We start from the raw sequence: 22,339 nt of genomic DNA, 5'->3' as shown, positions 1-22,339 counted from the left end.
GCCGCATGCTGGGCAAGACCGCAAACGGGCTGTTCTGGATGTATCGCCATCTCGAACGGGCCGAGAACATCTCGCGCCTGGTCGAGACCGGCCAGCGCATCGCGCTGACCCGGCTGGAAAGCTCGGATGGCGAATGGCTATCGATCATGCAGACCGCGGGCGTGGCGGATGGCTATCTGTCCCGCCATGACGAGGTCACCAAGGAAGCCGCGATCGACTGGATGCTGCGCTCCAAGGACAACCCGTCCTCGGTGCTCTCGGCGATCTCGGCGGCGCGGCAGAACGCGCGGCTGGTGCGCACCGCGCTGACCCATGACGTCTGGGAGGCGATGAACCGCTGCTACATGCAGGTGCGCGAGCGGCTGGCCCGCAAGGTCAACGAACGCGACCTGCCCGCCGTGATCGACATGATCAAGCAGCACACCGCCCTTGTGCGCGGCACGACACAGGGCACGATGCTGCGCAACGACATCTTCAACTTCGCCCGCATCGGCACCTATCTGGAACGCGCCGACAACATCGCGCGCATCCTGGACGTGAAATACTATGTGCTGCTGCCCTCGGTGAACTCGGTGGGCAGTTCGATCGACAATGTCCAGTGGGAGACGATCCTGCGCTCGGTCTCGGCCCGCGGGGGCTATCGCATGGTCCATGGCAACCAGGCCTGTTCCGTGGATATCGCGCGCTTCCTGATTCTCGACCGGCGGATGCCGCGCAGCCTGAAATTCTCTATCTCCAAGATCCGCGACAACCTGGACTATCTCGCCTCCGATTACGGGCTGCGTCATCCCTGTCACGCGCAGGTGGATACGCTGGTGCGCCGCTTCATGTCCCATGACATCGACTCGATCTTCGAATACGGCCTGCACGAATACCTGCAGGACATCCTCGCCGCGCTCGCCGCGCTGGGCCACCAGATCGAGATCGACTACAGGTTCTACGAGTGAGCCCATGCGCCTGAGGATCCGCCACACCACCCGTTATCGCTTCGAGAACCCGGTGACCTACGGGTTGCAGCAATTGCGCAAGACGCCGAAATCCAGCCACCAGCAGACCGTGATCGCCTGGACCACCACGGTCGAGGGCGGCCGCAAGGAACTCTCCTTCGAGGATCACAACCACAATACCGTGGAACTGCTCAGCTTCGAGCGCGACGCCACGGAACTGGTCGTGCGCTCGGAGGGCGAGGTCGATCTGGTCGAGACCCACGGCATCGTGGGCGCGCATCGCGGCCCCGCGCCGCTCTGGCTGTTCCGCCGCGCGACCCCGCGCACCCGGGCGGGCCAGGGCTGCCGGGCGCTGATCCGCGAGGTCACGGGCGAGACCGGTCTCGCACGCCTGCACGAGCTGTCGCGGATCATCCTCGGCGCCGTGTCCTACGAACTGGGCTCGACCGATGCAGGCACCACCGCCGAGGACGCCCTGGCCGAGGGGCGCGGCGTCTGCCAGGACCATGCGCATGTCTTCACCGCCTGCGCGCGCGAAATGGGCTTTCCGGCGCGCTATGTCTCGGGCTATCTGCGGATGGACGACCGTGTCGAACAGAACGCGATGCACGCCTGGGCCGAGGCCCATGTCGAGGGGCTGGGCTGGGTCGGCTTCGACGTCTCGAACGGCATCTCGCCCGACATCCGCTATGTCCGGGTCGCCACGGGGCTGGACTATGACGAGGCGGCCCCGGTCCGGGGCACGCGGATCGGCGGCGCGGGCGAGGCCCTGTCGGTCGAGATCGAGGTGGCGCAGCAATAGCCGCGCGGGAAACGGGACGGGCAATGACCTATTGCGTCGGGCTGATGCTGGACCGGGGGCTGGTGATGATGGCCGACACCCGTACCAATGCGGGGGTGGACAACATCTCGACCTTCCGCAAGCTCTTCACCTGGCAGGTGCCGGGCGAACGGGTGCTGATGCTGATGACGGCGGGCAACCTGGCCACCACCCAGGCCGTGGTCAGCCTGCTGGACGAGCGCACCAAGGCCCATGGCGAGCGCGATCCCTCGATCAACGAGGTGCCCTCGATGTTCCAGGCCGCCCGCCTCGTGGCGGACACGCTGCGCAGCGTGATCGCGCAGCCCGGCACCCAGGGCCAGCGCGCCGAAGGCACCTTCAACGCCACGCTGATTCTGGGCGGGCAGATCAAGGGCGGGCCGGTGCGGCTGTTCCTGATCTATCCCGAGGGCAATTTCATCGAGGCCGGCGCCGACACGCCGTTCTTCCAGATCGGCGAGACGAAATATGGCCGCCCGATCCTGGTGCGGGCCTATGACCGGACGATGGGGTTCGAACAGGCGATCAAGCTGTTGCTGGTCAGCTTCGACAGCACGGTCAAGGCGAACCTCTCGGTCGGCCCGCCCTTCGACCTGCAACTCTACCGCGCGGGCAGCCTGACGCTGGAGCCGCAGCTTCGGATCGCGGCGGGCGACCCCTATTATCACGCGATCTCGGCAGGCTGGGGCGAGGCGCTGAAGACCGCGCTGGACAGCCTGCCCGATTTCGAGCTAGACGCCGGGGGCTGACGCGGCGCCGCAAGCCCGCTCAGCGGCGGCGCAGCACCGCCGAGATCGGCGCCAGCGTGACCGCCTCGGCCTCGGCCTCCAGCGCCCATGAATAAAGCGCGGTCACCGTGTCCGAATAGCTGTGCCCGACCATCACCACATGGCCGTCCTGGCGGGCCTTGAACACCGCGCGGTCCATGATGCGCCGGATCGTGGGGGCGTTGGGGCGGTCCTCGTCGAGCATGCGGAACACCGTGGCCTGCGGAACACCTGCCTGGCCCGCCAGCCGCGCCGCGCTGTTCAGCCCGCGGTCATAGGTCACCAGCCCATGCCCGGTCTCTCCGGCAAAGGCCACCATCTGCGCGGTCAGCGCGCGGTCGTCCTGGAACCCCGCCCCGGCCACATCCATCACCGCCACCGCCCGGTCGAGCAGCCCTTGCTGCGCGGCCAGCGCGACCTCCAGATCGCCGGGCGTCGCCCCTTGCGGCAGCCCCGTGGCCAGCGCGACCACCTCGTAGCCCGCCGCGCGATAGGCGGCCATCGCCTCATCCGCGTCCGGGCGGTTCGGATCGACCGCGAAGGTCACCGGGAAGGAAAAGGTCATCAGCGCCGCGCGGTCGAGCCCTTCTTCGCCCGCGTCGATCAGGATCACCGAGAAAAGCGGGCGGTCCGCGGCGGGCTGGAACGGCACCGCGTTGCGGGCCAGCGCCCCCAGCCCCTCGCGCGGCATGGCCCCGGGGCTGGCCTCCGCGGCCTCGGCACCGTCCTCTGCCGGTTCCTGCGCCGCTTCCGGCGGCTGGGCGGCATCGGCTGCGGTCTCGGGCGGCGCGGTGCCGACCATCGGCAACCGGCCGGTGCGGATATCGGGGGCCTCGATCCCGCCGCTGGGGGCCGGAACGCGCAGCGCGCCGCCCGGCGGGCTGTCCGGGGGGGCCTCGGCCTGCATGCCGGTCATCCCGACGTCGCCGCCCTCCGCCCTTTCCGGCAGCACGGGCAGCGGGCGGATGCGTGGCTGCGCAGGCTCGACGGGGTCGCGCATGCCCCCCCCGGCATCCGTAGCGGCCTGCGCGTCGCCATCGCCGGGCGCCGGAACGGCGTCCTGCGCGGCAGGTTCTCCGTCACCGGCCCCGGCCGTCACCTCGGCCAGGACGTCCGGCGCGGTCACGGCCATGTCGTCGCGTTCCGGCGGCACGGCCAGCGGCGCGGTCGCGCCGGGGGCTGTCTGCACGGGCTCGTCCGCGGCGAAATCGGGCGGCGCTTCGGCCGAGAGCGGCGGCGCCAGCCCGTCAGGGCCAGAGGTCACCGGCGCGGGCGCCGCCCCCGGCGCGGTGTCAAGCCGGGGCGACTCGATTGCCGCCCCCCCCGCATCCGGTCCGCGCACGGGCGGCGCGCCGCGGCGGCCTTCATCGGCGCTGGGCAGGCTGGCCTCGCGGTCGGGCGGCCTGCGGTTGAACTCCGATCCGGGCGGAAGCTCGATATCGGTGGCGGGCGCACGGGCGGGCTCGGGGCGCGCAAGGGCGCCGGGACGCTCCGCAGCGGCGGGCGGCGCGGTTTCCGGTGCGGCCTCGGGCGGTCTTGTCTGCGACGGCGGCGCCTCGGGGCGGCCGGCCATCGGCGGCACCGGGGCCTCGCCCGGCCGGGTCGGCGGCGGGCCGACCAGCGCCAGCACGACCAGCACCAAGCCACTCAGGACGATGCCCCAGACAATCCCGCCGAACAGTCCCCTGCCCATGCCGTGCTCCTTCAGGGTTTTGGCCTTGCGCCTCTTGCCTTCTGCCTCGCGCGGGATTTGCCCGCACTGCCGCCCCTTGACCGGGGCGCACCGCTCTGAGCATGTATAGCCCGACCCGCACCCGGGTTCACCCTCTTTCGCTTCTGGCGCGACCATGCTGCTACTGATCGACAATTACGACAGCTTCACCTGGAATCTCGTCCATTACCTGGGCGAGATGGGCGCCGAGACGCGCGTCGTGCGCAACGATACGATGGACGTGCAGCAGGCGATGGCGCTGAACCCGTCCGCGATCATCCTGTCACCCGGCCCCTGCGATCCGGCGCAGGCGGGGATCTGCCTCGCGCTGACCCGCGCCGCTGCCGAGACCGCAACGCCGCTGCTGGGCGTCTGCCTCGGCCACCAGACCATCGGCGAGGCATTCGGCGGCCGCGTCGTGCGCGCGGGCGAGATCGTGCATGGCAAGATGGGCCGGATCGAGCATGACGCCACCGGCGTTTTCGCGGGCCTGCCCTCGCCCTTCAACGCGACGCGCTACCATTCCCTGATCGTCGAGCGCGAAACCCTGCCCGACTGCCTCGTGGCGAATGCCTGGCTTGCCGATGGCACGATCATGGGCCTGCGCCACCGCACGTTGCCGATCCACGGGGTGCAGTTCCATCCCGAAAGCATCGCGTCCGAACATGGTCACGCGCTGCTGGGCAACTTCCTGCAAACGGTGAAGGAACCGGCATGAGCGACGAGTTGAAGCCGCTGATCGGCATCGCCGCCGACCGCCCGCTGACAAGGGAGGAGGCGCGGGTCGCGTTCGAGGCGCTGTTCGAGGGCGAGGCGACCCCCAGCCAGATCGGCGGCCTGCTGATGGCGCTGCGCACGCGGGGCGAGACGGTGGACGAATTCGCCGCCGCCGCCGCCGTGATGCGGTCGAAATGCCGCAAGGTCACCGCCCCCGCAGGTGCCATGGACATCGTCGGAACGGGCGGCGACGGCAAGGGCACGCTGAACATCTCGACCGCCACGGCCTTCGTGGTGGCAGGCGCGGGCGTGCCGGTGGCCAAGCATGGCAACCGCAATCTCAGCTCGAAATCGGGTGCGGCGGATGCCCTGTCCCAGATGGGCATCAACGTGATGGTCGGCCCGGAAATCGTTGAAAAGGCTCTGAAAGAGGTCGGCATCGGATTCATGATGGCGCCCATGCACCACCCCGCGATGGCCCATGTCGGCCCGACCCGCGCCGAACTGGGCACGCGCACGATCTTCAACATCCTCGGACCGCTGACCAACCCCGCGGGGGTCAAGCGGCAACTGACTGGCGCGTTCTCGCGGACGCTGATCCGCCCGATGGCCGAGACGCTGGCCGCGCTCGGATCCGAAGCCGCCTGGCTTGTCCATGGCGGCGACGGCACCGACGAATTGTCGATCTCGGGTATCTCCTTCGTCGCCATGCTGGAGGGCGGCGAGGTCACCGAACGCGAGCTTCACCCCGACGAGGCCGGCCTGCCCGAACATCCGTTCGAGGACATTCTCGGCGGCACGCCCGAACACAACGCCCGCGCCTTCGCCGCGCTGCTCGATGGCGAACCGTCCGCCTATCGCGACGCGGTGCTCTACAACGCCGCCGCCGCCCTTCTCGTCGCAAACCGCGCAAAGACCCTGCGAGAAGGCGTTGAAATGGCGTCCGAAAGCATCGACAGCGGCCAGGCCCGGGCCAAGGTGCAGGCGCTTGCCCAGATCACCTCGGAGCCCACATGAGCGAAACCATCCTCGATCGCATCAAGGCCTACAAGCTGGACGAGATCGCCGCCGACAAGGCCGCCCTCCCATTGTCCGACGTCGAGGCCGACGCGCGGGCCGCGCCGCCCGTCCGCCCCTTTGCCAAGGCGCTGCACAGGGCCGCGCGAGAGGGCTATGGCCTGATCGCCGAGATCAAGAAGGCCAGCCCCTCCAAGGGCTTGATCCGCGAGGATTTCGACGTGCCCGAACTGGCCCGGGCCTACGAGGCGGGCGGGGCGACCTGCCTGTCGGTGCTGACCGACACGCCGTCCTTCCAGGGTGCGAAGGACTACCTGACCCAGGCGCATCGCGCCGTCAAGCTGCCCTGCCTGCGCAAGGATTTCATGTATGACCCCTATCAGGTCGCCGAGGCACGCGCGCTGGGGGCGGACTGCATCCTGATCATCATGGCCAGCGTCTCGGATGCCCAGGCGGCAGAACTGGAGGACGCCGCGCTGCGCTGGGGCATGGATGCGCTGATCGAGGTCCACGACGCCGGGGAACTGGACCGCGCCTGCAATCTGAAATCCCCTCTGATCGGCATAAACAACCGCAATCTCAATACGTTCGAGACCTCTCTTGAGACAACGCGCCAGCTTGCCCGACGGGTGCCCGAGGGCCGCCAGATCGTCAGCGAATCCGGGCTGAACAGCCCCGCCGATCTGGCCGACATGGCGCGCTACGGCGTTCGCAGCTTCCTGATCGGCGAAAGCCTGATGCGCCAGCCCGATGTCACCGCGGCGACCCGCGCCTTGCTGGCCAACCCCTCGATGGGCCTTCAGTGATGGCGGGACTCACCCATTTCGACGCCGAGGGCCATGCCCATATGGTCGACGTGTCCGACAAGCCCGTGACCGTCCGGCTTGCGGTGGCCGAAGGATGGGTAAGAATGACCTCGCAAACCCTTGATATCGTGCGGCAAGGCCGGGCGGACAAGGGCGATGTCCTGGGCGTTGCCCGACTGGCGGGCATCATGGGCGCCAAGCAGACCGCGTCGCTGATCCCGCTCTGCCACCCGCTGCCGATCACCCGCATCGCGCTGGACCTGGCCCCGGATCCCGCCCTGCCCGGCATCCGCATCGCCGCGACCGTGCGGACCACCGGCCAGACCGGCGTCGAGATGGAGGCGCTGACCGCCGTCTCGGTCGCGGCGCTCACGGTCTACGACATGCTCAAGGCCGCCGAAAAGGGCATGGAGATCGGCGGGATCCGCCTGACACTCAAGGAGGGCGGCAAATCCGGCCGCTACGAGGCGCAGGAATGATTTCGGTCGAGGAGGCGCTTGCCCGGGTCTGCGCCCTGGTCGCGCCGACCGGCATCGAGGAGGTGCCGCTGGCCGAGGCCGCGGGCCGCGTGCTGGCCCGCCCGGTCGCCGCCCGCCTGACCCAGCCGCCCTTCGACACCTCGGCGATGGACGGCTATGCCATCGCCGAAACCGATGCCCGGCCCGGCGCCACGCTGGACGTGATCGGCACCTCTCGCGCGGGCGAGGGATTCGGCGGCACGCTTGCCCCCGGGCAGGCGGTGCGCATCTTCACCGGCGCCCCCGTCCCGCAAGGCGCCGCGCGCGTCGTGATCCAGGAGGATTTGACCCGCACGGGCGAGCGGATCACGCTAGGCGACCGACTGGACCACGGCACCAATATCCGCCCCGCTGGCGCCGATTTCGCCGCAGGTGACGCCCTGAGCGCGCCGCGCCGGTTGCGGCCGGCCGATCTGGCGCTGGCCGCGGCGATGAACCTGCCCGCCCTGCCCGTCCACCGCCGCCCCGATGTCGCGATCATCGCCACCGGCGACGAGCTGGTGATGCCGGGCGAGGTGCCGGGCCCCGATCAGATCGTCGCGTCCAACGGTTTCGGGCTCAAGGCCATGGTCGAGGCCGAGGGCGGCATCGGGCGGCTTCTGCCCATCGCGCGGGATACCGAGGCCTCGCTGAAAACCGTCTTCGGGCTGGCCGAGGGGGCCGACCTGATCGTGACCATCGGCGGCGCGTCGGTGGGCGATCACGACCTTGTCGGCAAGGTGGCCGCCGGTCTGGGCATGGAGCAGGCGTTCTACAAGGTCGCGATGCGGCCGGGCAAGCCGCTGATGGCGGGCCGGATGGGCAAGGCGGCGATGATCGGGCTGCCCGGCAACCCGGTCTCGGCGCTGGTCTGCGCGACGCTGTTCCTGCTGCCGGTGCTGCGCGTGATGCAGGGCCTGCCCAAAGCCCCCGCCCCGCGCCGGACCGCCCGGCTGGCCTGCGATCTGGACGCCAACGGCCCGCGCGAACATTACATGCGCGCCCGGATCACCGCGGACGGCATAGCCCCCTTCGACCGCCAGGACAGCGCGCTTCTGACGATCCTCTCCGAAGCCGACGCGCTGATCGTGCGCCCCCCCGGCGACGGGCCGCGCCGCGTGGGCGAGGCGGTGGAATACCTGCCGCTCTGACCGGACCGGTTTGCGCCGGGATAACTTGACACAAAACGTGAACATGCCTAGAACATGCGGGAACGATCCCCATGGCGAGGATGTCCCATGCTCACCCGCAAGCAACTCGACCTCCTGGAATTCATCCACAAGCGCATGCAGCGCGACGGCGTGCCGCCCTCTTTCGACGAGATGAAGGAGGCGCTGGACTTGCGCTCGAAATCCGGCATCCACCGCCTGATCACGGCGCTTGAGGAACGCGGCTTCATCCGCCGTCTGGCCCATCGCGCCCGCGCCATCGAGATCGTCCGCCTGCCCGAGGCGCTGGAGGCCAAGGGCTTCCGGCCCATGGTGATCGAGGGCGACGGCCCGCCGCCCGCCCCGCCGCCCGGCGCGATGGGTGTGGAATCCGCGGGCGCGCTCGAGGTGCCGCTGATGGGGCGGATCGCGGCGGGCACGCCGATCGAGGCGATTTCCCATGTCTCGCACCATGTCGCGGTGCCAGGCAACATGCTCTCGGGGCGCGGGCGGCATTACGCGCTGGAGGTCAAGGGCGATTCGATGATCGAGGCGGGCATCAATGACGGCGACGTGGTTGTGATCCGCGAACAGGACAGCGCCGAGAATGGCGAGATCGTGGTGGCGCTGGTCGATGACCAGGAGGCGACGCTGAAACGGTTCCGCCGCAGGGGCGACATGATCGCGCTGGAGGCCGCGAACCCGGCCTATGAAACGCGCATCCTGCCCTCCGACCGGGTCAGGGTGCAGGGCCGCCTTGTCGGACTGATCCGCAGCTACTGACGCAGCGGCGGCCCGCGGCGGGCCGTCCACACCCGTTCGGCCCTGTTCGCCGCGACCAGCCGCGGCCCATCGCTTCCGGGATAGACCGCCAACGCGCCGCTGCGCGCCAGCGCCCGCCGGTCGAGCAGGCGGCAGTCTTCGGGCGCATCGGCAACGATCTGCGGCACGATCACCCAGCCTTCGGCACAGGCGGGCGCGATCCGCTCGGCCCAGCCGCGCCCGGTGACCAGGATGAACCGGCCGCCCGAAACCTCGGCCACCTGCAGCCCCCGCGCACCGTCCAGCCCCGGCCGCTCGAAGGCCATGCCCTGCGTGATCCGGTCGCCATCGTTTTCAAGCCATGATCCCGCGACGAACCCCTCTCCGGACGGTTTCGACAAGGCCCGCCCCTCCGGCCCCAGCGCGCCCACCAGCCCGCCGCTTTCGGCGATCAGCAGCGCGGGCCGGTCTGTCTGTGACCACAGTGCCAGCGCCAGCAACATCGGCACCAGCCCCGCCAGCCGGGCCCTGCCCGTCCACAGGATCACCCACAGCGCGCCCAGCGAGATCATCGGCAGCACCGCGGGCCCCGGCGTCACCACCGGCCAGACCGCGCCTTCCAGCCCCGCGACCCACTCTGCCACGCCGAGGATCCACGCGATGCCCCAGCGCATCGGTTCAAGCCCCAGCACCGCAAGCCCGAAAGGCGCAAGACAGGCGGCCACGACCGCCGCGGGAATGACCAGAAGCCCCATCAGCGGCACGGAAATCACATTCGCAAGCAGCCCATATTGCGACATCTGGTTGAAATGCGCCGCCCCGAACGGCGCCGTGGCCGCCCCCGCCACCGCCGAGGAAATCACCACCCCCAGCACGGCGTTCAGCCAGCGCGGCGGGCGCCAGCGCCCGTCCGGCATCTCGCGCAGCGCCCCGAAGACGGCGATCAGGGCCGTGGTCGCGGCAAAGGACATCTGGAACCCGGCCTGGGTCAGGCTTTCCGGCGCCATCACCAGGATGATCAGCGCCGCCATGGCCACCGCCCGCAGGGTCAGCGCGCGGCGATCGGCCAGAACGGCGACCAGCACCACCGCGACCATCACATAGGCGCGTTCCGTCGCGACATTCCCCCCCGACAGCGCCAGATAGACCGCACCCGCCGCCAGCGCCCCGATTGCCGCCAGTTTCTTGGTCGGCAGGCGCAAGGCCAGCGGCGGGATCAGCGCAAGGCCAAAGCGCAGCGCGGCGAAGACCACCCCGGTCAACAGCCCCATATGCAGCCCGGAAATCGCCAGAAGATGCGCCAGGTTCGAATCCCGCAGCGCCTGCAACGCATCGCGCGAGATCGCCGAGCGGTCGCCGGTCAGGATCGCGGCGGCGAACGCCCCCTGATCGCCCGGGATACGCGCACGCAGCGCCCCCGACAGCGCCATCCGCGCCCGCTGCACGACAAGCGTCAGCCCCCCCTCGGGCGGGTCCAGCGCCACCGCCGGGCTGCGCGCATAGCCGACCGCGCCCAGCCGGTCGAACCAGGCATGGCGGCGAAAGTCGAAGCCGCCGGGCTCCGCCGGGGCCGAGGGCGGCGACAGATGCGCCATCATCGCGATCCGCGTGCCCGGTGCGGGATCGGTCAGGCCCGCAGCGCCATGCAGCGACACGCGCACCCGTTCGGGAATGCGATGGGCGGGCACACGCTCCAGCCAGACCCGATCCAGCGTGATCCGCGGCGCGTCCGACATCGAGCGGTCAAGCGCCACCACCCGCCCCTCGACCACGCCGTAATAGCGGTAATCGAGCTTGGGCGCGGCGACCATATGCGCCCGCGCACCCGCCAGCGACAGCCCCAGGACCACCAGCGCCAGCGCGACCAGCACCGGCCCCCGGCGTTCGGGCCCCTTCCGGGCGGCCAGCAGCAGGACCAGCCCGCAACAGGCAAGGCCCGCCAGCACCCAGACGGGCGGCTCGACCGGCAGCGCGAAATAGGCCCCGATGCCGAGCGCCAGCAGGACCGGCACCCAGGGGAAAAGATGGCCCCTGCGGACCTCGAGCGCGCCGAGCACCCCCACCGCTTGTCCTCTCCCGGACGATCTCCTAGACAGGCGGCAACGCTATCTCCATCATGATGAACAAAAGGTTAAGGCGCATGTCCGAGACGCAGGTCGTCACCCGCTTCGCCCCCTCGCCCACGGGTTTCCTGCATATCGGCGGGGCGCGCACGGCGCTGTTCAACTGGCTTTTCGCGCGCGGCCGCGGCGGGCGCTTCCTGCTCCGGATCGAGGATACCGACCGCGCCCGCTCGACCCCCGAGGCGACGGCGGCGATCCTGACCGGGCTGCGCTGGCTCGGGCTCGACTGGGATGGCGACCCGGTCAGCCAGTTCGAGCGCGCCCCCCGCCATGCCGAGGTGGCGCATCAGATGCTGGCCTCGGGCCATGCCTATAAATGCTTCGCCACCCAGGACGAGATCGAGACCTTCCGCGAGGCCGCCCGGGCCGAGAACCGCTCGACCCTGTTCCAGAGCCCCTGGCGCGACGCCGACCCCGCCAGTCACCCGGATGCGCCCTTCGTGATCCGGCTCAAGGCCCCGCGCGAAGGCGTGACCGTGATCGAGGACGCGGTGCAGGGCCGCGTGACCATCGGCAATGACCAGCTCGACGACATGGTGATGCTGCGCTCGGACGGCACGCCGACCTACATGCTGGCGGTGGTGGTGGACGATCACGACATGGGCGTGACCCATGTGATCCGGGGCGACGACCACCTGAACAACGCCGCCCGCCAGATGCAGATCTATCACGCGATGGGCTGGCCGGTCCCGATCTGGGCGCATATCCCGCTGATCCACGGGCCGGACGGCAAGAAGCTGTCGAAGCGCCACGGCGCGCTGGGGGTCGAGGAATACCGCGCGATGGGCTACCCGGCCGCCGCGATGCGCAACTATCTCGCCCGGCTCGGCTGGAGCCATGGCGATGACGAGTTCTTCACCGATGCCCAGGCGCAGGCCTGGTTCGGACTGGAGGGAATCGGCCGCTCTGCCGCGCGCTTCGACTTCCGGAAACTCGAGAACCTGTCGGGCCAGCACCTTGCCGCGATGGAGGATGCTGCGCTACTGCACGAATTGAAGGCCTTTCTGGACGCCACCGGCCAGCCCGCCCTGTCTGCGCGGCAGGAGGCGGGTCTGGCCGAGGCCCTGCCGCTGCTGAAAGGCGGCTTCAAGACATTCCCGCAACTTCTTGAAAAGGCGCATTTTGTCCTTGCCGAACGCCCCATTGTCCCGGACGAGAAGGCGGCGCAGGCGCTGGATAATGTATCCCGTGGTATACTGTCTGAATTGACGCCGCACTTGCAAAATGCTAGCTGGGACCGCAACGCTCTTGAGGCGGCGGTCAAGCAACTGGCCGAGGGGCATGGAACCACCCTCGGAAAGCTTGCCGCGCCGTTGCGCGCCGCGCTGGCCGGGCGGACGGTCTCGCCCAGCGTGTTCGACATGATGCTGGTCATCGGCCGCGACGAAACGCTCGCCCGGCTGGCTGACACCCGGGGCTGAGGCTGAAACGGCCCGATGCCCGCGCACGCCACCGACCGTGCCGCAGGGAACGCGGCCCGGTCTCTCGATGAAAATGAGGGACATCCATGGCCGAGAGCACCAGAACCGCGACGCTGACCCTGGGGGACAAGTCGATAGATCTGCCGGTCCTGCACCCGACGGCAGGCCCCGACGTTGTCGATATCGGCAAGCTTTACGGCAAGATGGGGGTATTCACCCACGATCCCAGCTTCACCTCGACCTCGTCCTGCGAAAGCTCGATCACCTTCATCGACGGCGATCTGGGCGAGTTGCTGCACCGCGGCTATCCGATTGACCAGCTTGCCGAGAAATCGCATTATCTCGAAGTCTGCTACCTGCTGCTTTACGGCGAGTTGCCGACCGCCGCCCAGCTTGAGGATTTCGAAAGCCGGGTGACGCGCCACACCATGGTGCATGAACAGATGCACCGTTTCTTCACCGGCTTCCGGCGTGACGCGCACCCGATGGCGGTCATGGTGGGCGTGGTGGGCGCGATGTCGGCCTTCTATCACGACTCGACCGATGTGAACGACCCCTGGCAGCGCGAGGTCGCCTCGATCCGGCTGATCGCCAAGCTGCCGACCATCGCGGCGATGGCCTACAAGTATTCGGTGGGCCAGCCCTTCGTCTATCCGCGCAACGACCTGGACTATGCCTCGAACTTCCTGCGCATGTGCTTTGCCGTGCCCTGCGAGGAATACGAGGTCGACCCGATCCTGACCCGCGCCATGGACCGCATCCTGACGCTGCATGCCGATCACGAGCAGAACGCCTCCACCTCGACGGTGCGCCTGGCGTCTTCCTCGGGGGCGAACCCGTTTGCCTGCATCGCCGCCGGCATCGCCTGCCTCTGGGGCCCGGCCCATGGCGGCGCGAATCAGGCCTGTCTGGAAATGCTGCGCGAGATCGGCACGGTCGAGCGCATCCCCGAATATGTCGCCCGCGCCAAGGACAAGGACGACCCGTTCCGCCTGATGGGCTTCGGCCACCGGGTCTACAAGAATTTCGACCCGCGCGCCAAGGTGATGAAGCAATCGGCCCATGAGGTGCTGGAACTTCTGGGCATCGAGAACAACGAAACCCTCAAGGTCGCGATGGAACTGGAGAAGATCGCGCTCGAGGACGAGTATTTCGTGTCGAAGAAGCTCTATCCGAATGTCGATTTCTACTCCGGCATCATTCTTGACGCGATGGGCTTCCCGACCTCGATGTTCACCCCGATCTTCGCGGTCAGCCGCACGGTGGGCTGGATCTCGCAGTGGAAGGAGATGATCGCCGATCCCAACATGCGCATCGGCCGTCCCCGCCAGCTTTATACCGGTCCGACCCGGCGCGATTACGTCGATGTCGAGGACCGCTGAGCCGCCCCGCCGTCAGAAGAAGATGTCAAGCGCCTCGGGCGGCCCGGCGCTGACCTCGGCAGGCTCGGCAAGCCCGAGCCTGCGGCAGAAATCGCGGTGGATCTCGCGCTCGGCCTCCATGGAATAAAGCAGCCAGAACGGGGCGAGCACCGCGTCGGGATCCGCACCCGCAGAGAGTGGCGCGGCCGCACCGGGCGATCCGGCAAGATCGGCAAGGCGCGCCACCTGCGCCTGCATCGCCTCGCAGGTTCCGGGCAGCGTGGCATGCAGCGACGCGGCAAGGGCCGCGATTCCATCGGTCACGATGCGCCCGGCCTGACAGACCCGGTCCAGATCGCCGGCCACCGCCGCGCCCGCAGCTTCGATCCCGGCAATGGTCCGGGCGGTCCCGCCCTGAAGCTCTCCGATCAGGTCCGAGATCCGCGCGTCGCTGACGCTCAGGGCATCCCGCATCTCGCGCAACTGCGCCGCAGAATCCGAGGCCAGCAGGCGCAACTGGCCCGCGATCTCGCGCAGCGCCGCACCCTCGTCGCCAAGTTCGGCGCAGGCCAGGACCGCATTCGTGCCCACAAGCCGCAAATCCTCCGCCAGCGAGGAGACATCCCCCAGCACCCGCCTCAGATCGGCCATGTTGCCCATCACCGACCCGGCGGATGCAAGCACCGCCTCGCGGCGGCTGCGAATGGCCTCGACGGCAAGGCGCCCGCGCTCCACTTCGGCGCGCAGATCCGCGAAGGCGCGCAGCCGTCGCTCCACCGATCCGGCTCCTCCCGTGCCGGCGATCTCGTCGAACCGTGCGACACTGGCCGACAGCGTCGCGGTTATCGTCGCGGTCTCGTCGCGCAGATCGCCAAAGGCGCCGGCAAGCTGCGCATCGGCAAGACCGACCAGCCAGCCCGCGTCGGGATCGGACGCCGCCCGTTCGTGGATCTGCCCGGCATGGTCGATCCGCTGGCTGGCCCGATCCCCGGTCTGCAGGCTGACGATCACCCCGTCGAACGCGTCCTGAAGCCGGTCCAGATGCTCGGCCAGCGGACGCCCGAATGCGCTTTCGTTCCGGCGGTCCTCGCGAAAGCCTGCCACCGCCCCGCAAAGCGCCTCGAATCCCGGCCGCAACCCTGCCACCTCGGCACGCAGGCCCGGCAACCGGCACCGCGCCAGGACGCGCAGATGGGACGACAGTTCGACGGTGATCGCCGGCACATCGGCCAGGGTCGCCAGCGAATGGTCGAGCAGCGCGCGCGCATTGTCGGCAAAGCTTTCCAGCTTGGCGTGGCGCGGGCGCAGCGCAAAGACCTGGATCCGGGCATTGGTCGCCACGAACTGCATCATCCGGACGCTGCGCGCAATCGTGGCCACCGTTGCGTTCAACGCATCGACCTGTCGGCGCAGCATGTCCAGATCGCCGTTGCATCGGCCCAGATCGTCGTCAAGCGTGCCCACCGACCGGGCAAGCTGGCGCGCATAGCCATCCGCCGCCTCGATCACGCAAGGCGCGCGGTCGACCAGTTCGGCAAGCGGGCCGCGCAGCTCGGCGAAGCGGGCCTCCATCGCGATCAGCGTCTCGCCCGCGTCAAGGAATACGCGCTCAAGCCCGGCCCGCAGGCTGTCCAGCGCCGCCGCCTCGGGCGGGCGGGCCGCGGGACGCATCGGGTGGGGCAGCGCGGCGGTCACGACGCCGCCTTGCGGTCGTCGCGACCGCTGCGGGCGATGATCTCGCGGGCGATCCGGTCCAGCGGCAGGGTCTGGCAGACGGCACCCAGCTCCTCGGCGGCCCGCGGCATGCCATAGACCACGCAGGACGCCTCGTCCTGGGCGATGGCCCAGGCGCCCGCCGCGCGCATCTCGCCCATGCCTGCCGCGCCATCATCGCCCATGCCCGTCAGCAACACGCCCAGCCCGCCCTGCCCCGCCGCCTGCGCGACCGAGCGGAACAGCACATCTACCGACGGGCGGTGGCGCGACACGCAGGGTCCGGCGCGCAGCTCGACCCGGTAGGTCCTGCCGTCCCGGCGCAGCACCAGGTGACGGTCGCCGGGCGCGATCACCGCCTGGCCCGGCACCAGCACATCGCCATCCTCGGCCTCCTTGACCGCAATGGCGCAGAGCGCGTTCAGACGCTCCGCGAAGGCGCGGGTGAAATGCTCGGGCATGTGCTGGACCACCGCGATCGGCGGCAATCCGACCGGCAGGCTTTCGAGGATCTCGCGCACCGCTTCGGTGCCGCCCGTCGAGGCGCCGATGGCGATCACCGGCGGGCCTGCACCCGGACGCGCGGCCAGGGGCGGCAGGATCACATCGGCGCTGAACCGCTCTCCGGGGGCGAGCGCACGCAGCCGCGCCACGTTCCGCCTGGACCCGCGTCCGGACGCGCCCCTGCCCGACTGATAGGCGGCATGGATCGCGTCGCACAGACGGATCGCGGCCTCGCGCCGGTCCTCGGCCGTGGCGATGCGCGGCTTTGCCAGCACCTCGGCCGCGCCCAGTTCCAGCGCCCTGAGCGAGGCGCGCGAACCCGCCTCGGTGAAGGACGAGATCACGACGACCGGCATCGGGCGCTGGGACATGATCTTCTTCAGGAAGGTCAGCCCGTCCATCCGCGGCATCTGCAAATCCAGAAGCAGCACGTCCGGCAGCCGCTCGCGCATCATCTCGGCCGCCTGGAACGGATCGGCCGCTGCCCCGATCATCTCCAGCCCCGGATCCTCGGCGATCAGCTTCTTGAAGGCGATCCGGATCGAGGCACTGTCGTCGATGACGAGCACGCGAACGGGGTCTTTCAGGGCCGTGCCTGTCATGTCAATCCACCCTTCTGAAAGTCGCCGGTGCGATCTGGGCCAGCGCCGCGCCTTGCCCGATCATCGACTCGGAATGGCCAAGATACAGGATGCCACCGGGCGCCAGATGGCCCGCCACACGCCCGACGATGCGGGCCTGTTCCTCCGAGGAGAAATAGATCAGCACATTGCGCAGGAAGACGATGTCGATATCGCGCTCGAGCGGATAGCTTGCATCGAGCAGGTTGAGTTGCGCGAAACGGACGTGACGGCGCAGTTCGGGCACGATGCGCGACTGCCCGCTCTGCCCCTCGCGGCCGCGCATCACCCACCGCTCCCGCAGATCGGGGGGCACCGGGGCCAGCATCGGATCGGGATAGACCGCGCGGCGGGCGTCGCGGATCACCCTTGTATTGATGTCGGTGGCCAGGATCGCCCAGTCGAACGGGCCGGTCGCGCGGGCATGTTCGGCCGCGCAGATCGCCATCGTCCAGGCCTCGGCCCCGGTCGAGGCCGCTGCCGACCACAGCTTGACCGGCTGGCGCGTGCCACGCCGCCGCGCGATGGCCTCGGGCAGCGCGCTGTCCGAAAGATGCCGGAAATGCGTGGGTTCGCGGAAGAAATCGGTCTTGTTCGTGGTCACCGCGTCGAAGATCTCGGTGCGCTCGGCGTCAAGCGCGCCATCGCGGAACAGGTGCCGGATATAGTCGTCAAGCGTGGCAAAGCCCAGCTCGGCCATCCGCCGGCGCAACCGCCCGGCCACCATCATGCGCTTGCTCGGCGGCAGGCGGACGCCGATCTCGGCCTCGACATAGGCCGCGAAGCGGCCGAACGCGTCGCGCCCGGCCGCAGCCTGCGGGCGCAGGACGGCGGCTTGGGGGGCCGGGCTTTCGGCGTTCATCGTCGCGGCCATGTCGGACCTCCCTAGGCTCAGGCCGCGGCCGGACTGCCGGGCGCCGCGGCCGGGTAGGCCAGGAACAGCCGCTCCAGATCCAGCAGCGTGACGAATTCGCCGTCGCGCCGACCGATGCCCCGGACCAGACGGTGATCCCAGTGCAGAAGGTCCGCCTCGGGCACCGGCTCGATGCGGTCATTGTCGAAGGCCGCGACCTCGAACACCCGGTCGGTGCGCAGCGCGACCTGCGCGCGCCGCTCGCCGGTCTCGATCCAGAGCACGACAATGCGCGTCGCGTCGTCATCCTCCGCGCGCGGCAGGCCCAGGACCGCGCGCAGATCCACGACCGACACGCCCGCGCCGCGCACGTCGATCACGCCCATGACATGCGCGGGCGCGTTGGGAATGCGCGTGATCCGCCGCCGGTCGAGGATTTCCTGCACCCGGCCGACGGGGACGGCGAACCGTTCCTCCCCGACGCCCAGGGTCACGACCTGCCCGATGCCGGTCATGCGGCGCTCTCTTTCTTCCAGTCGCGCATGAACTGCGCGTCCAGCTCGTCGCCATCCTTGCCCAGATCGAAATCGAAGCCCATCGGCTGCGCCTTCTTCGCGAGCGCCTTGCGGGCGGGCGCGGGCGCGCGGGCCGGTGCCTTGGCATCGGTCACCCGGAAATAGGCGATCGCGGATTGCAGCTGTTCGGCCTGGCTGGCCAGTTCCTCGGCGGTGGCCGACATCTCTTCGGAGGCCGAGGTGTTTTCCTGCGCGACCTTGTCGAGTTGCTGGATCGCCATGTTCACCTGGCTCGCGCCGGTTGCCTGTTCCTGGTTCGAGCGCGAGATCTCGGTGACAAGCTGCGAGGTCCGCTCGATATCGGGCACGAGGCAGGCCAGCATCTCGCCCGCCATCTCGGCCGACTTGACCGTGCTGGCCGACAGCGACGAGATCTCGCCCGCCGCACTCTGGCTGCGTTCGGCCAGCTTGCGCACCTCGGAGGCCACGACCGCGAAGCCGCGGCCATGCTCGCCCGCGCGGGCGGCTTCCACCGCGGCGTTCAGCGCCAGCAGGTCGGTCTGGCGGGCGATCTCCTGCACCACCATGATCTTCTCGGCAATGGTCTGCATCGCCTCGACCGCCTGGCGGACCGCCGCGCCGCTCTCGCGGGCATCGCCTGCGGCCTTGCGCGCGGTCTTCTCGGTCTCGTTGGCGTTCTCTGCGTTCTTCTCGATATTGGCCGCCATCTGCTCCATCGAGGCCGACGCCTCTTCGGTCGAGGAGGCCTGTTCGGTCGCGCCCTGGCTCAGTTCTTCCGAGGTCGAGGCCATCTGCTCGGCCCCCGACGAGACGTTGCGCGCGGCACCGTTCACCTCGGTGACCACCGAGCGCAGCTTTTCCGACATCCGGTTCAGCGCGCCGAGCAGATCGGCGATCTCGTCATTGCCGCGCGCCTCGGCGGTCTGGGTCAGGTCGCCATCGGCCACGGCGCGGGCCAGCGCATTGGCACGGTTCAGCCCGCGGCTGATCGAGATCAGGATCCAGGTCGCGATGCCGGTCCCGAGAATCGTCGCCACGGCCAGAAGCGTCAGCGCCAGCATGCGGGCGCTTTCATATTCGACCCGCGCCGCCGCGACGGACTCGTCCATCATCGAGAGGTTGCGCTGCAACATGCCGTCCAGGATCGCCTCCATCTGCCGCCAGGTCTGCTGCCCCTCGCCGGCCAGAAGCCGGTAGGCCTCCTGTTGCTGGCCGGCATCCGACAGTTCCATGGCCCGGCTCGAGATCGCGCTGAGCGTGGCGTAGATGCCAAGATAGGACTCGACCTCTGCCCGCCCCTCGGCGGAGGCAAGCGCGCGGAACTCCTCGACATGCCTGCCATGCGCCTCGCGTCCGCGGGTCAGGGCGGCCTTGATTTCTTCCCTGACGGCGGCATCGTCCGACAGCAGGTATTCCCGCACGTTGCGCTGCACGCGCAATTGTTCGGCGGTGATCGTCTGGGTCAGTTCGACACGCTTGGCCTCGTTGTCGACCAGCCCGTTCAGGCGCCCGTTCAGGTTCGACAGATCCGCCAGCAGCAGGCCGACCCCCACCGCCGACATCGCGACGAGCACCGCGAAGGCCGCGGCGAGTTTGACTTTGATCGTGAGGCGCATTTTCAGAGGTCCTTCTCGAACTGGGGGGTGCCGGCGGAATTGGCGAGCGAAGCGGCATAGAACCGCTCGAGATCCGGCAGGATGACGAAACCGGCATCGGTGCGGGCGATGCCGGACAGGAATTCGGGCGGCCATTTCATGCCCACCTCGGGGATGTCGCCCATGGCGGCATCGTCGATCTCGGTCACGTCGAGCACCCGGTCGGCGATCACCGCGACCGTGGTCGCCTCGCCCGCCACGGGCACGTCCAGCACCAGGATCCGGGTATGCTCATCCTGCGCCGCCTGTGCCATGCCAAGCGCGACACGCAGATCGGTCAGCGGGATCACCGCGCCGCGCACATTGATCAGCCCCGAGGCGAAACGCCCGGCGCGCGGCACCCGGGTCACCGGCACGGGTTCCAGGATCTCGTGCAGCATCCGGGTCGGAACGGCCAGCGTCTCGCCGGACAGGGTCAGGGTCACGACCTGCATCAGGCGGCTCCTTCCAGAATGCGCACCCGATCCTCAAGCCTCCGGCCCAGCAGGATCAGGTGCCCGATATCGAGGATCAGCGCGACCTTGCCGTCGCCCAGAATCGTCGCGCCCGAAAACGCCTTGAGTCCGGCATGGACGCGCGAAAGCTGCTTGATGACGGTCTGGGCGTTCGACACGATCCGGTCGACCACCAGGCCCACCCGGCCATTGGTGCCGGAAACGATCACCACCTTCTGGAACTCCGACCGCGGCCCGGGCGTCTGGAACACGTCGGCCAGCCGCAGGAAGGGCACCAGATCGCCGCGGATATCGAGGAAGTTCGAGCGGCCCTCGCTGGCAAGCAGGTCGGGCGGAAGTTCCACGCATTCCTCGACCGCCGAAACCGGGATCGAATAGCGCTCTCCCCCCACCTCGACCAGCAGCCCGTCGGCAATGGCCAGCGTCAGCGGCAGGCGCAGCGTGACGGTGGTGCCATGGCCGGGCTCGCTGTCCACGTCGATCTGCCCGCGCAGCCCCTGGATCGCGCTGCGCACCACGTCCATGCCCACGCCCCGGCCCGAAAGCTCGGTCACGGTGGCCGCGGTCGAGAAGCCCGGCTCGAAGATCAGCCGGTAAAGCTCGGGACCGGCGACGGTCGAGCCCGGCGGCAGCAACTCGCGCTCGATGGCGCGGGCGCGCAGCCGCTCGTCGTTCAGCCCGCGCCCGTCGTCATGGATGCGGATATGCACCTCGGCCCCGGCATGGGTCGCGGTCAGCGAGACCGTGCCCATGCGCGGCTTGCCCGCCGCGACGCGGTCCTCGGCCGTTTCCAGCCCGTGATCGGCGGCGTTGCGCAGGATATGGACCAGCGGATCGGTCAGCACCTCGATCACGGTCTTGTCCAGCTCGGTCTCGCCGCCGGTCGAGACGAACTCGATGGGCTTGCCCAGTTGCTGCGACAGGTCATGCACCAGCCGACGAAAGCGGCCGAACAGGTTCCCGATCGGCACCATGCGGATCGACATCGTGGTCTCGCGCATGCCCGAGGCAAGGCGGCGGATATCCTCGGCAACCGCGATCAGCGTGGGATCGCGCAGCGATTGCGACAGGTCGTGCAGCCGCGACTCCGCGATCACCAGTTCGCCCACCCGGTCCATGATCTCGTCCAGCCGCTGGGTCGCCACGCGCATCGTGGCGTGATCGCCCGGCCCGGCGGCCCGCTTTTCGGGGGTGGCGCGGGCGGTGTCGGGTGCCTCCTCGGCCGCTAGCGCCGGTGCATCCCCAAGCGGTTCGATGCTCAGGCGCAACTGGTCCTGAAGGAACAGGAACACCTCGTCGATCGCCTCGCGCGCAACCGGCGCCTCGATCAGCACGGTCCAGCGGATCGGCGGCGCCTGCGGGTTCAGCGCATCAAGCGGCGGCAATTCGGAAAGATCGCAGTCAACCTGCACCCGTCCCGGCGCAAGTGCCTGCAATTCCTCAAGAAGCGCGGGCAGGTTCAGCCCCAGCCCCAGCGCATCGGGACCCAGGCCGAAGACGATGCGCCACCCCTCGCCCGAGGGCGGCGCGGCGGCGTCCTGCCCGCCCAGCGCGGCGGCCAGCGCTTCCAGGATCGGCCCGTTGCCGGGGCTTGCCGCGACCGGATCGGCCAGCAGCGCGCCGATCTGGTCGCAGGCGGTCAGCGCGACGCGGATCAGCGCCGCGCCCGCCCGGCCGCCCGGCGCGCGCAATGCCTCGAAGGCGGTTTCGAATCCGTGCAGGAAATGCGCCAGCTCGGCATGGCCGAACATCGCGCCCGACCCCTTGAGCGTGTGCAGGTCGCGAAAAAGCGCGTCGATCAGGCCGCGATCATCCGGTGCATCGTCAAGGTTCAGCAGGTTGCGTTCGATGGCGGCCTGCAGATCCGCCGCCTCGGCCAGAAAGACCGCATCGGCATCCTCGTCCC

General features: G+C 69.3%; 20 protein-coding genes. 11 read left to right on the top strand and 9 right to left on the bottom strand.

Going from position 1 to position 22,339, the window contains the following annotated elements; translation table 11 throughout:
• Window positions 1-5 precede the first annotated feature (5 nt).
• From NHN26_RS03810 to NHN26_RS03800, 3 genes are read left to right on the top strand one after another with little or no spacing between them, the layout of a single operon-like run.
• On the top strand, window positions 6-947 hold the full coding sequence (locus NHN26_RS03810; RefSeq protein WP_253088192.1) for an alpha-E domain-containing protein: 942 nt from the start codon (window positions 6-8) through the stop codon (window positions 945-947).
• 4 nt (window positions 948-951) lie between these two features.
• On the top strand, window positions 952-1,749 hold the full coding sequence (locus NHN26_RS03805; protein WP_253088191.1) for a transglutaminase family protein: 798 nt from the start codon (window positions 952-954) through the stop codon (window positions 1,747-1,749).
• Window positions 1,750-1,772: 23 nt separating this feature from the next.
• Window positions 1,773-2,516: a proteasome-type protease gene (locus NHN26_RS03800; protein WP_253088190.1), complete on the top strand. Its 744-nt coding sequence runs from the start codon at window positions 1,773-1,775 to the stop codon at window positions 2,514-2,516.
• 19 nt (window positions 2,517-2,535) lie between these two features.
• Here NHN26_RS03800 and NHN26_RS03795 read toward each other — a convergent pair whose 3' ends face one another.
• Window positions 2,536-4,227: a divergent polysaccharide deacetylase family protein gene (locus NHN26_RS03795; RefSeq protein ID WP_253088189.1), complete on the bottom strand. Its 1,692-nt coding sequence runs from the start codon at window positions 4,225-4,227 to the stop codon at window positions 2,536-2,538.
• A gap of 154 nt (window positions 4,228-4,381) precedes the next feature.
• Here NHN26_RS03795 and NHN26_RS03790 point away from each other — a divergent pair, with 154 nt between their 5' ends.
• The 6 genes from NHN26_RS03790 (at window position 4,382) to lexA (ending at window position 9,213) form a co-directional block, all read left to right on the top strand.
• Entirely contained in the window at window positions 4,382-4,963 is a 582-nt protein-coding gene (locus tag NHN26_RS03790; protein WP_253088188.1) for an anthranilate synthase component II, read from the top strand.
• A complete protein-coding gene (trpD, locus tag NHN26_RS03785; protein WP_253088187.1) occupies window positions 4,960-5,979 on the top strand; it encodes an anthranilate phosphoribosyltransferase in 1,020 nt (339 codons plus the stop codon). The genes NHN26_RS03790 and trpD overlap by 4 nt, the downstream gene beginning before the upstream one ends.
• A complete protein-coding gene (gene trpC / locus NHN26_RS03780; RefSeq protein WP_253088186.1) occupies window positions 5,976-6,785 on the top strand; it encodes an indole-3-glycerol phosphate synthase TrpC in 810 nt (269 codons plus the stop codon). Before trpD ends, trpC begins: the two co-directional genes overlap by 4 nt.
• On the top strand, window positions 6,785-7,264 hold the full coding sequence (gene moaC / locus NHN26_RS03775) for a cyclic pyranopterin monophosphate synthase MoaC (protein ID WP_253088185.1): 480 nt from the start codon (window positions 6,785-6,787) through the stop codon (window positions 7,262-7,264). Before trpC ends, moaC begins: the two co-directional genes overlap by 1 nt.
• Window positions 7,261-8,433 carry a molybdopterin molybdotransferase MoeA gene (locus NHN26_RS03770; protein WP_253088184.1) on the top strand — a complete coding sequence of 391 codons (1,173 nt, stop codon included), beginning with the start codon at window positions 7,261-7,263 and terminating at the stop codon, window positions 8,431-8,433. The genes moaC and NHN26_RS03770 overlap by 4 nt, the downstream gene beginning before the upstream one ends.
• A gap of 87 nt (window positions 8,434-8,520) precedes the next feature.
• Entirely contained in the window at window positions 8,521-9,213 is a 693-nt protein-coding gene (gene lexA / locus NHN26_RS03765; protein WP_253088183.1) for a transcriptional repressor LexA, read from the top strand.
• Here lexA and NHN26_RS03760 read toward each other — a convergent pair.
• Window positions 9,207-11,255, bottom strand: a complete 2,049-nt coding sequence (locus tag NHN26_RS03760) for a ComEC/Rec2 family competence protein (protein ID WP_253088182.1) — start codon at window positions 11,253-11,255, stop codon at window positions 9,207-9,209. The genes lexA and NHN26_RS03760 overlap by 7 nt on opposite strands.
• Before the next feature lie 77 nt (window positions 11,256-11,332).
• On the opposite strand from NHN26_RS03760, the gene gltX reads away from it, so the two are divergent.
• A complete protein-coding gene (gltX, locus tag NHN26_RS03755) occupies window positions 11,333-12,736 on the top strand; it encodes a glutamate--tRNA ligase (protein WP_253088181.1) in 1,404 nt (467 codons plus the stop codon).
• Window positions 12,737-12,822: 86 nt separating this feature from the next.
• On the top strand, window positions 12,823-14,118 hold the full coding sequence (gene gltA, locus NHN26_RS03750) for a citrate synthase (protein WP_253088180.1): 1,296 nt from the start codon (window positions 12,823-12,825) through the stop codon (window positions 14,116-14,118).
• A gap of 12 nt (window positions 14,119-14,130) precedes the next feature.
• Here gltA and NHN26_RS03745 read toward each other — a convergent pair whose 3' ends face one another.
• The 7 genes from NHN26_RS03745 to NHN26_RS03715 are packed head-to-tail and all read right to left on the bottom strand — an operon-like array spanning window position 14,131 to window position 22,283.
• A complete protein-coding gene (locus tag NHN26_RS03745; protein ID WP_253088179.1) occupies window positions 14,131-15,792 on the bottom strand; it encodes a hypothetical protein in 1,662 nt (553 codons plus the stop codon).
• Entirely contained in the window at window positions 15,789-16,916 is a 1,128-nt protein-coding gene (locus NHN26_RS03740; RefSeq protein ID WP_253088178.1) for a protein-glutamate methylesterase/protein-glutamine glutaminase, read from the bottom strand. The genes NHN26_RS03745 and NHN26_RS03740 overlap by 4 nt, the downstream gene beginning before the upstream one ends.
• 1 nt (window position 16,917) lies before the next feature.
• Window positions 16,918-17,808 (bottom strand): CheR family methyltransferase, encoded by an 891-nt coding sequence (locus NHN26_RS03735; protein ID WP_253088177.1) that lies wholly within the window; start codon window positions 17,806-17,808, stop codon window positions 16,918-16,920.
• A gap of 17 nt (window positions 17,809-17,825) precedes the next feature.
• On the bottom strand, window positions 17,826-18,302 hold the full coding sequence (locus tag NHN26_RS03730) for a chemotaxis protein CheW (RefSeq protein WP_253088176.1): 477 nt from the start codon (window positions 18,300-18,302) through the stop codon (window positions 17,826-17,828).
• Complete coding sequence (locus tag NHN26_RS03725; protein WP_253088175.1) at window positions 18,299-19,939, bottom strand: methyl-accepting chemotaxis protein; 1,641 nt, start codon at window positions 19,937-19,939, stop codon at window positions 18,299-18,301. The genes NHN26_RS03730 and NHN26_RS03725 overlap by 4 nt, the downstream gene beginning before the upstream one ends.
• Before the next feature lie 2 nt (window positions 19,940-19,941).
• A complete protein-coding gene (locus tag NHN26_RS03720) occupies window positions 19,942-20,412 on the bottom strand; it encodes a chemotaxis protein CheW (protein WP_253088174.1) in 471 nt (156 codons plus the stop codon).
• On the bottom strand, window positions 20,412-22,283 hold the full coding sequence (locus tag NHN26_RS03715) for a chemotaxis protein CheA (RefSeq protein WP_354595919.1): 1,872 nt from the start codon (window positions 22,281-22,283) through the stop codon (window positions 20,412-20,414). Before NHN26_RS03715 ends, NHN26_RS03720 begins: the two co-directional genes overlap by 1 nt.
• Window positions 22,284-22,339: the final 56 nt, after the last annotated feature.

This window comes from Rhodovulum tesquicola, from assembly GCF_024128855.1.
Classification (GTDB): domain Bacteria; phylum Pseudomonadota; class Alphaproteobacteria; order Rhodobacterales; family Rhodobacteraceae; genus Rhodovulum; species Rhodovulum tesquicola.
This window is presented reverse-complemented; position numbering and strand designations above follow the sequence as displayed.

Coding starts and splice junctions, on each gene's coding strand:
- NHN26_RS03810 (WP_253088192.1), top strand. CDS start 6: ATGCTGGGCAAGACCGCAAACGGGCTGTTCTGGATGTATCGCCATCTC.
- NHN26_RS03805 (WP_253088191.1), top strand. CDS start 952: ATGCGCCTGAGGATCCGCCACACCACCCGTTATCGCTTCGAGAACCCG.
- NHN26_RS03800 (WP_253088190.1), top strand. CDS start 1,773: ATGACCTATTGCGTCGGGCTGATGCTGGACCGGGGGCTGGTGATGATG.
- NHN26_RS03795 (WP_253088189.1), bottom strand. CDS start 4,227: ATGGGCAGGGGACTGTTCGGCGGGATTGTCTGGGGCATCGTCCTGAGT.
- NHN26_RS03790 (WP_253088188.1), top strand. CDS start 4,382: ATGCTGCTACTGATCGACAATTACGACAGCTTCACCTGGAATCTCGTC.
- trpD (WP_253088187.1), top strand. CDS start 4,960: ATGAGCGACGAGTTGAAGCCGCTGATCGGCATCGCCGCCGACCGCCCG.
- trpC (WP_253088186.1), top strand. CDS start 5,976: ATGAGCGAAACCATCCTCGATCGCATCAAGGCCTACAAGCTGGACGAG.
- moaC (WP_253088185.1), top strand. CDS start 6,785: ATGGCGGGACTCACCCATTTCGACGCCGAGGGCCATGCCCATATGGTC.
- NHN26_RS03770 (WP_253088184.1), top strand. CDS start 7,261: ATGATTTCGGTCGAGGAGGCGCTTGCCCGGGTCTGCGCCCTGGTCGCG.
- lexA (WP_253088183.1), top strand. CDS start 8,521: ATGCTCACCCGCAAGCAACTCGACCTCCTGGAATTCATCCACAAGCGC.
- gltX (WP_253088181.1), top strand. CDS start 11,333: ATGTCCGAGACGCAGGTCGTCACCCGCTTCGCCCCCTCGCCCACGGGT.
- gltA (WP_253088180.1), top strand. CDS start 12,823: ATGGCCGAGAGCACCAGAACCGCGACGCTGACCCTGGGGGACAAGTCG.
- NHN26_RS03740 (WP_253088178.1), bottom strand. CDS start 16,916: ATGACAGGCACGGCCCTGAAAGACCCCGTTCGCGTGCTCGTCATCGAC.
- NHN26_RS03735 (WP_253088177.1), bottom strand. CDS start 17,808: ATGGCCGCGACGATGAACGCCGAAAGCCCGGCCCCCCAAGCCGCCGTC.
- NHN26_RS03730 (WP_253088176.1), bottom strand. CDS start 18,302: ATGACCGGCATCGGGCAGGTCGTGACCCTGGGCGTCGGGGAGGAACGG.
- NHN26_RS03725 (WP_253088175.1), bottom strand. CDS start 19,939: ATGCGCCTCACGATCAAAGTCAAACTCGCCGCGGCCTTCGCGGTGCTC.
- NHN26_RS03720 (WP_253088174.1), bottom strand. CDS start 20,412: ATGCAGGTCGTGACCCTGACCCTGTCCGGCGAGACGCTGGCCGTTCCG.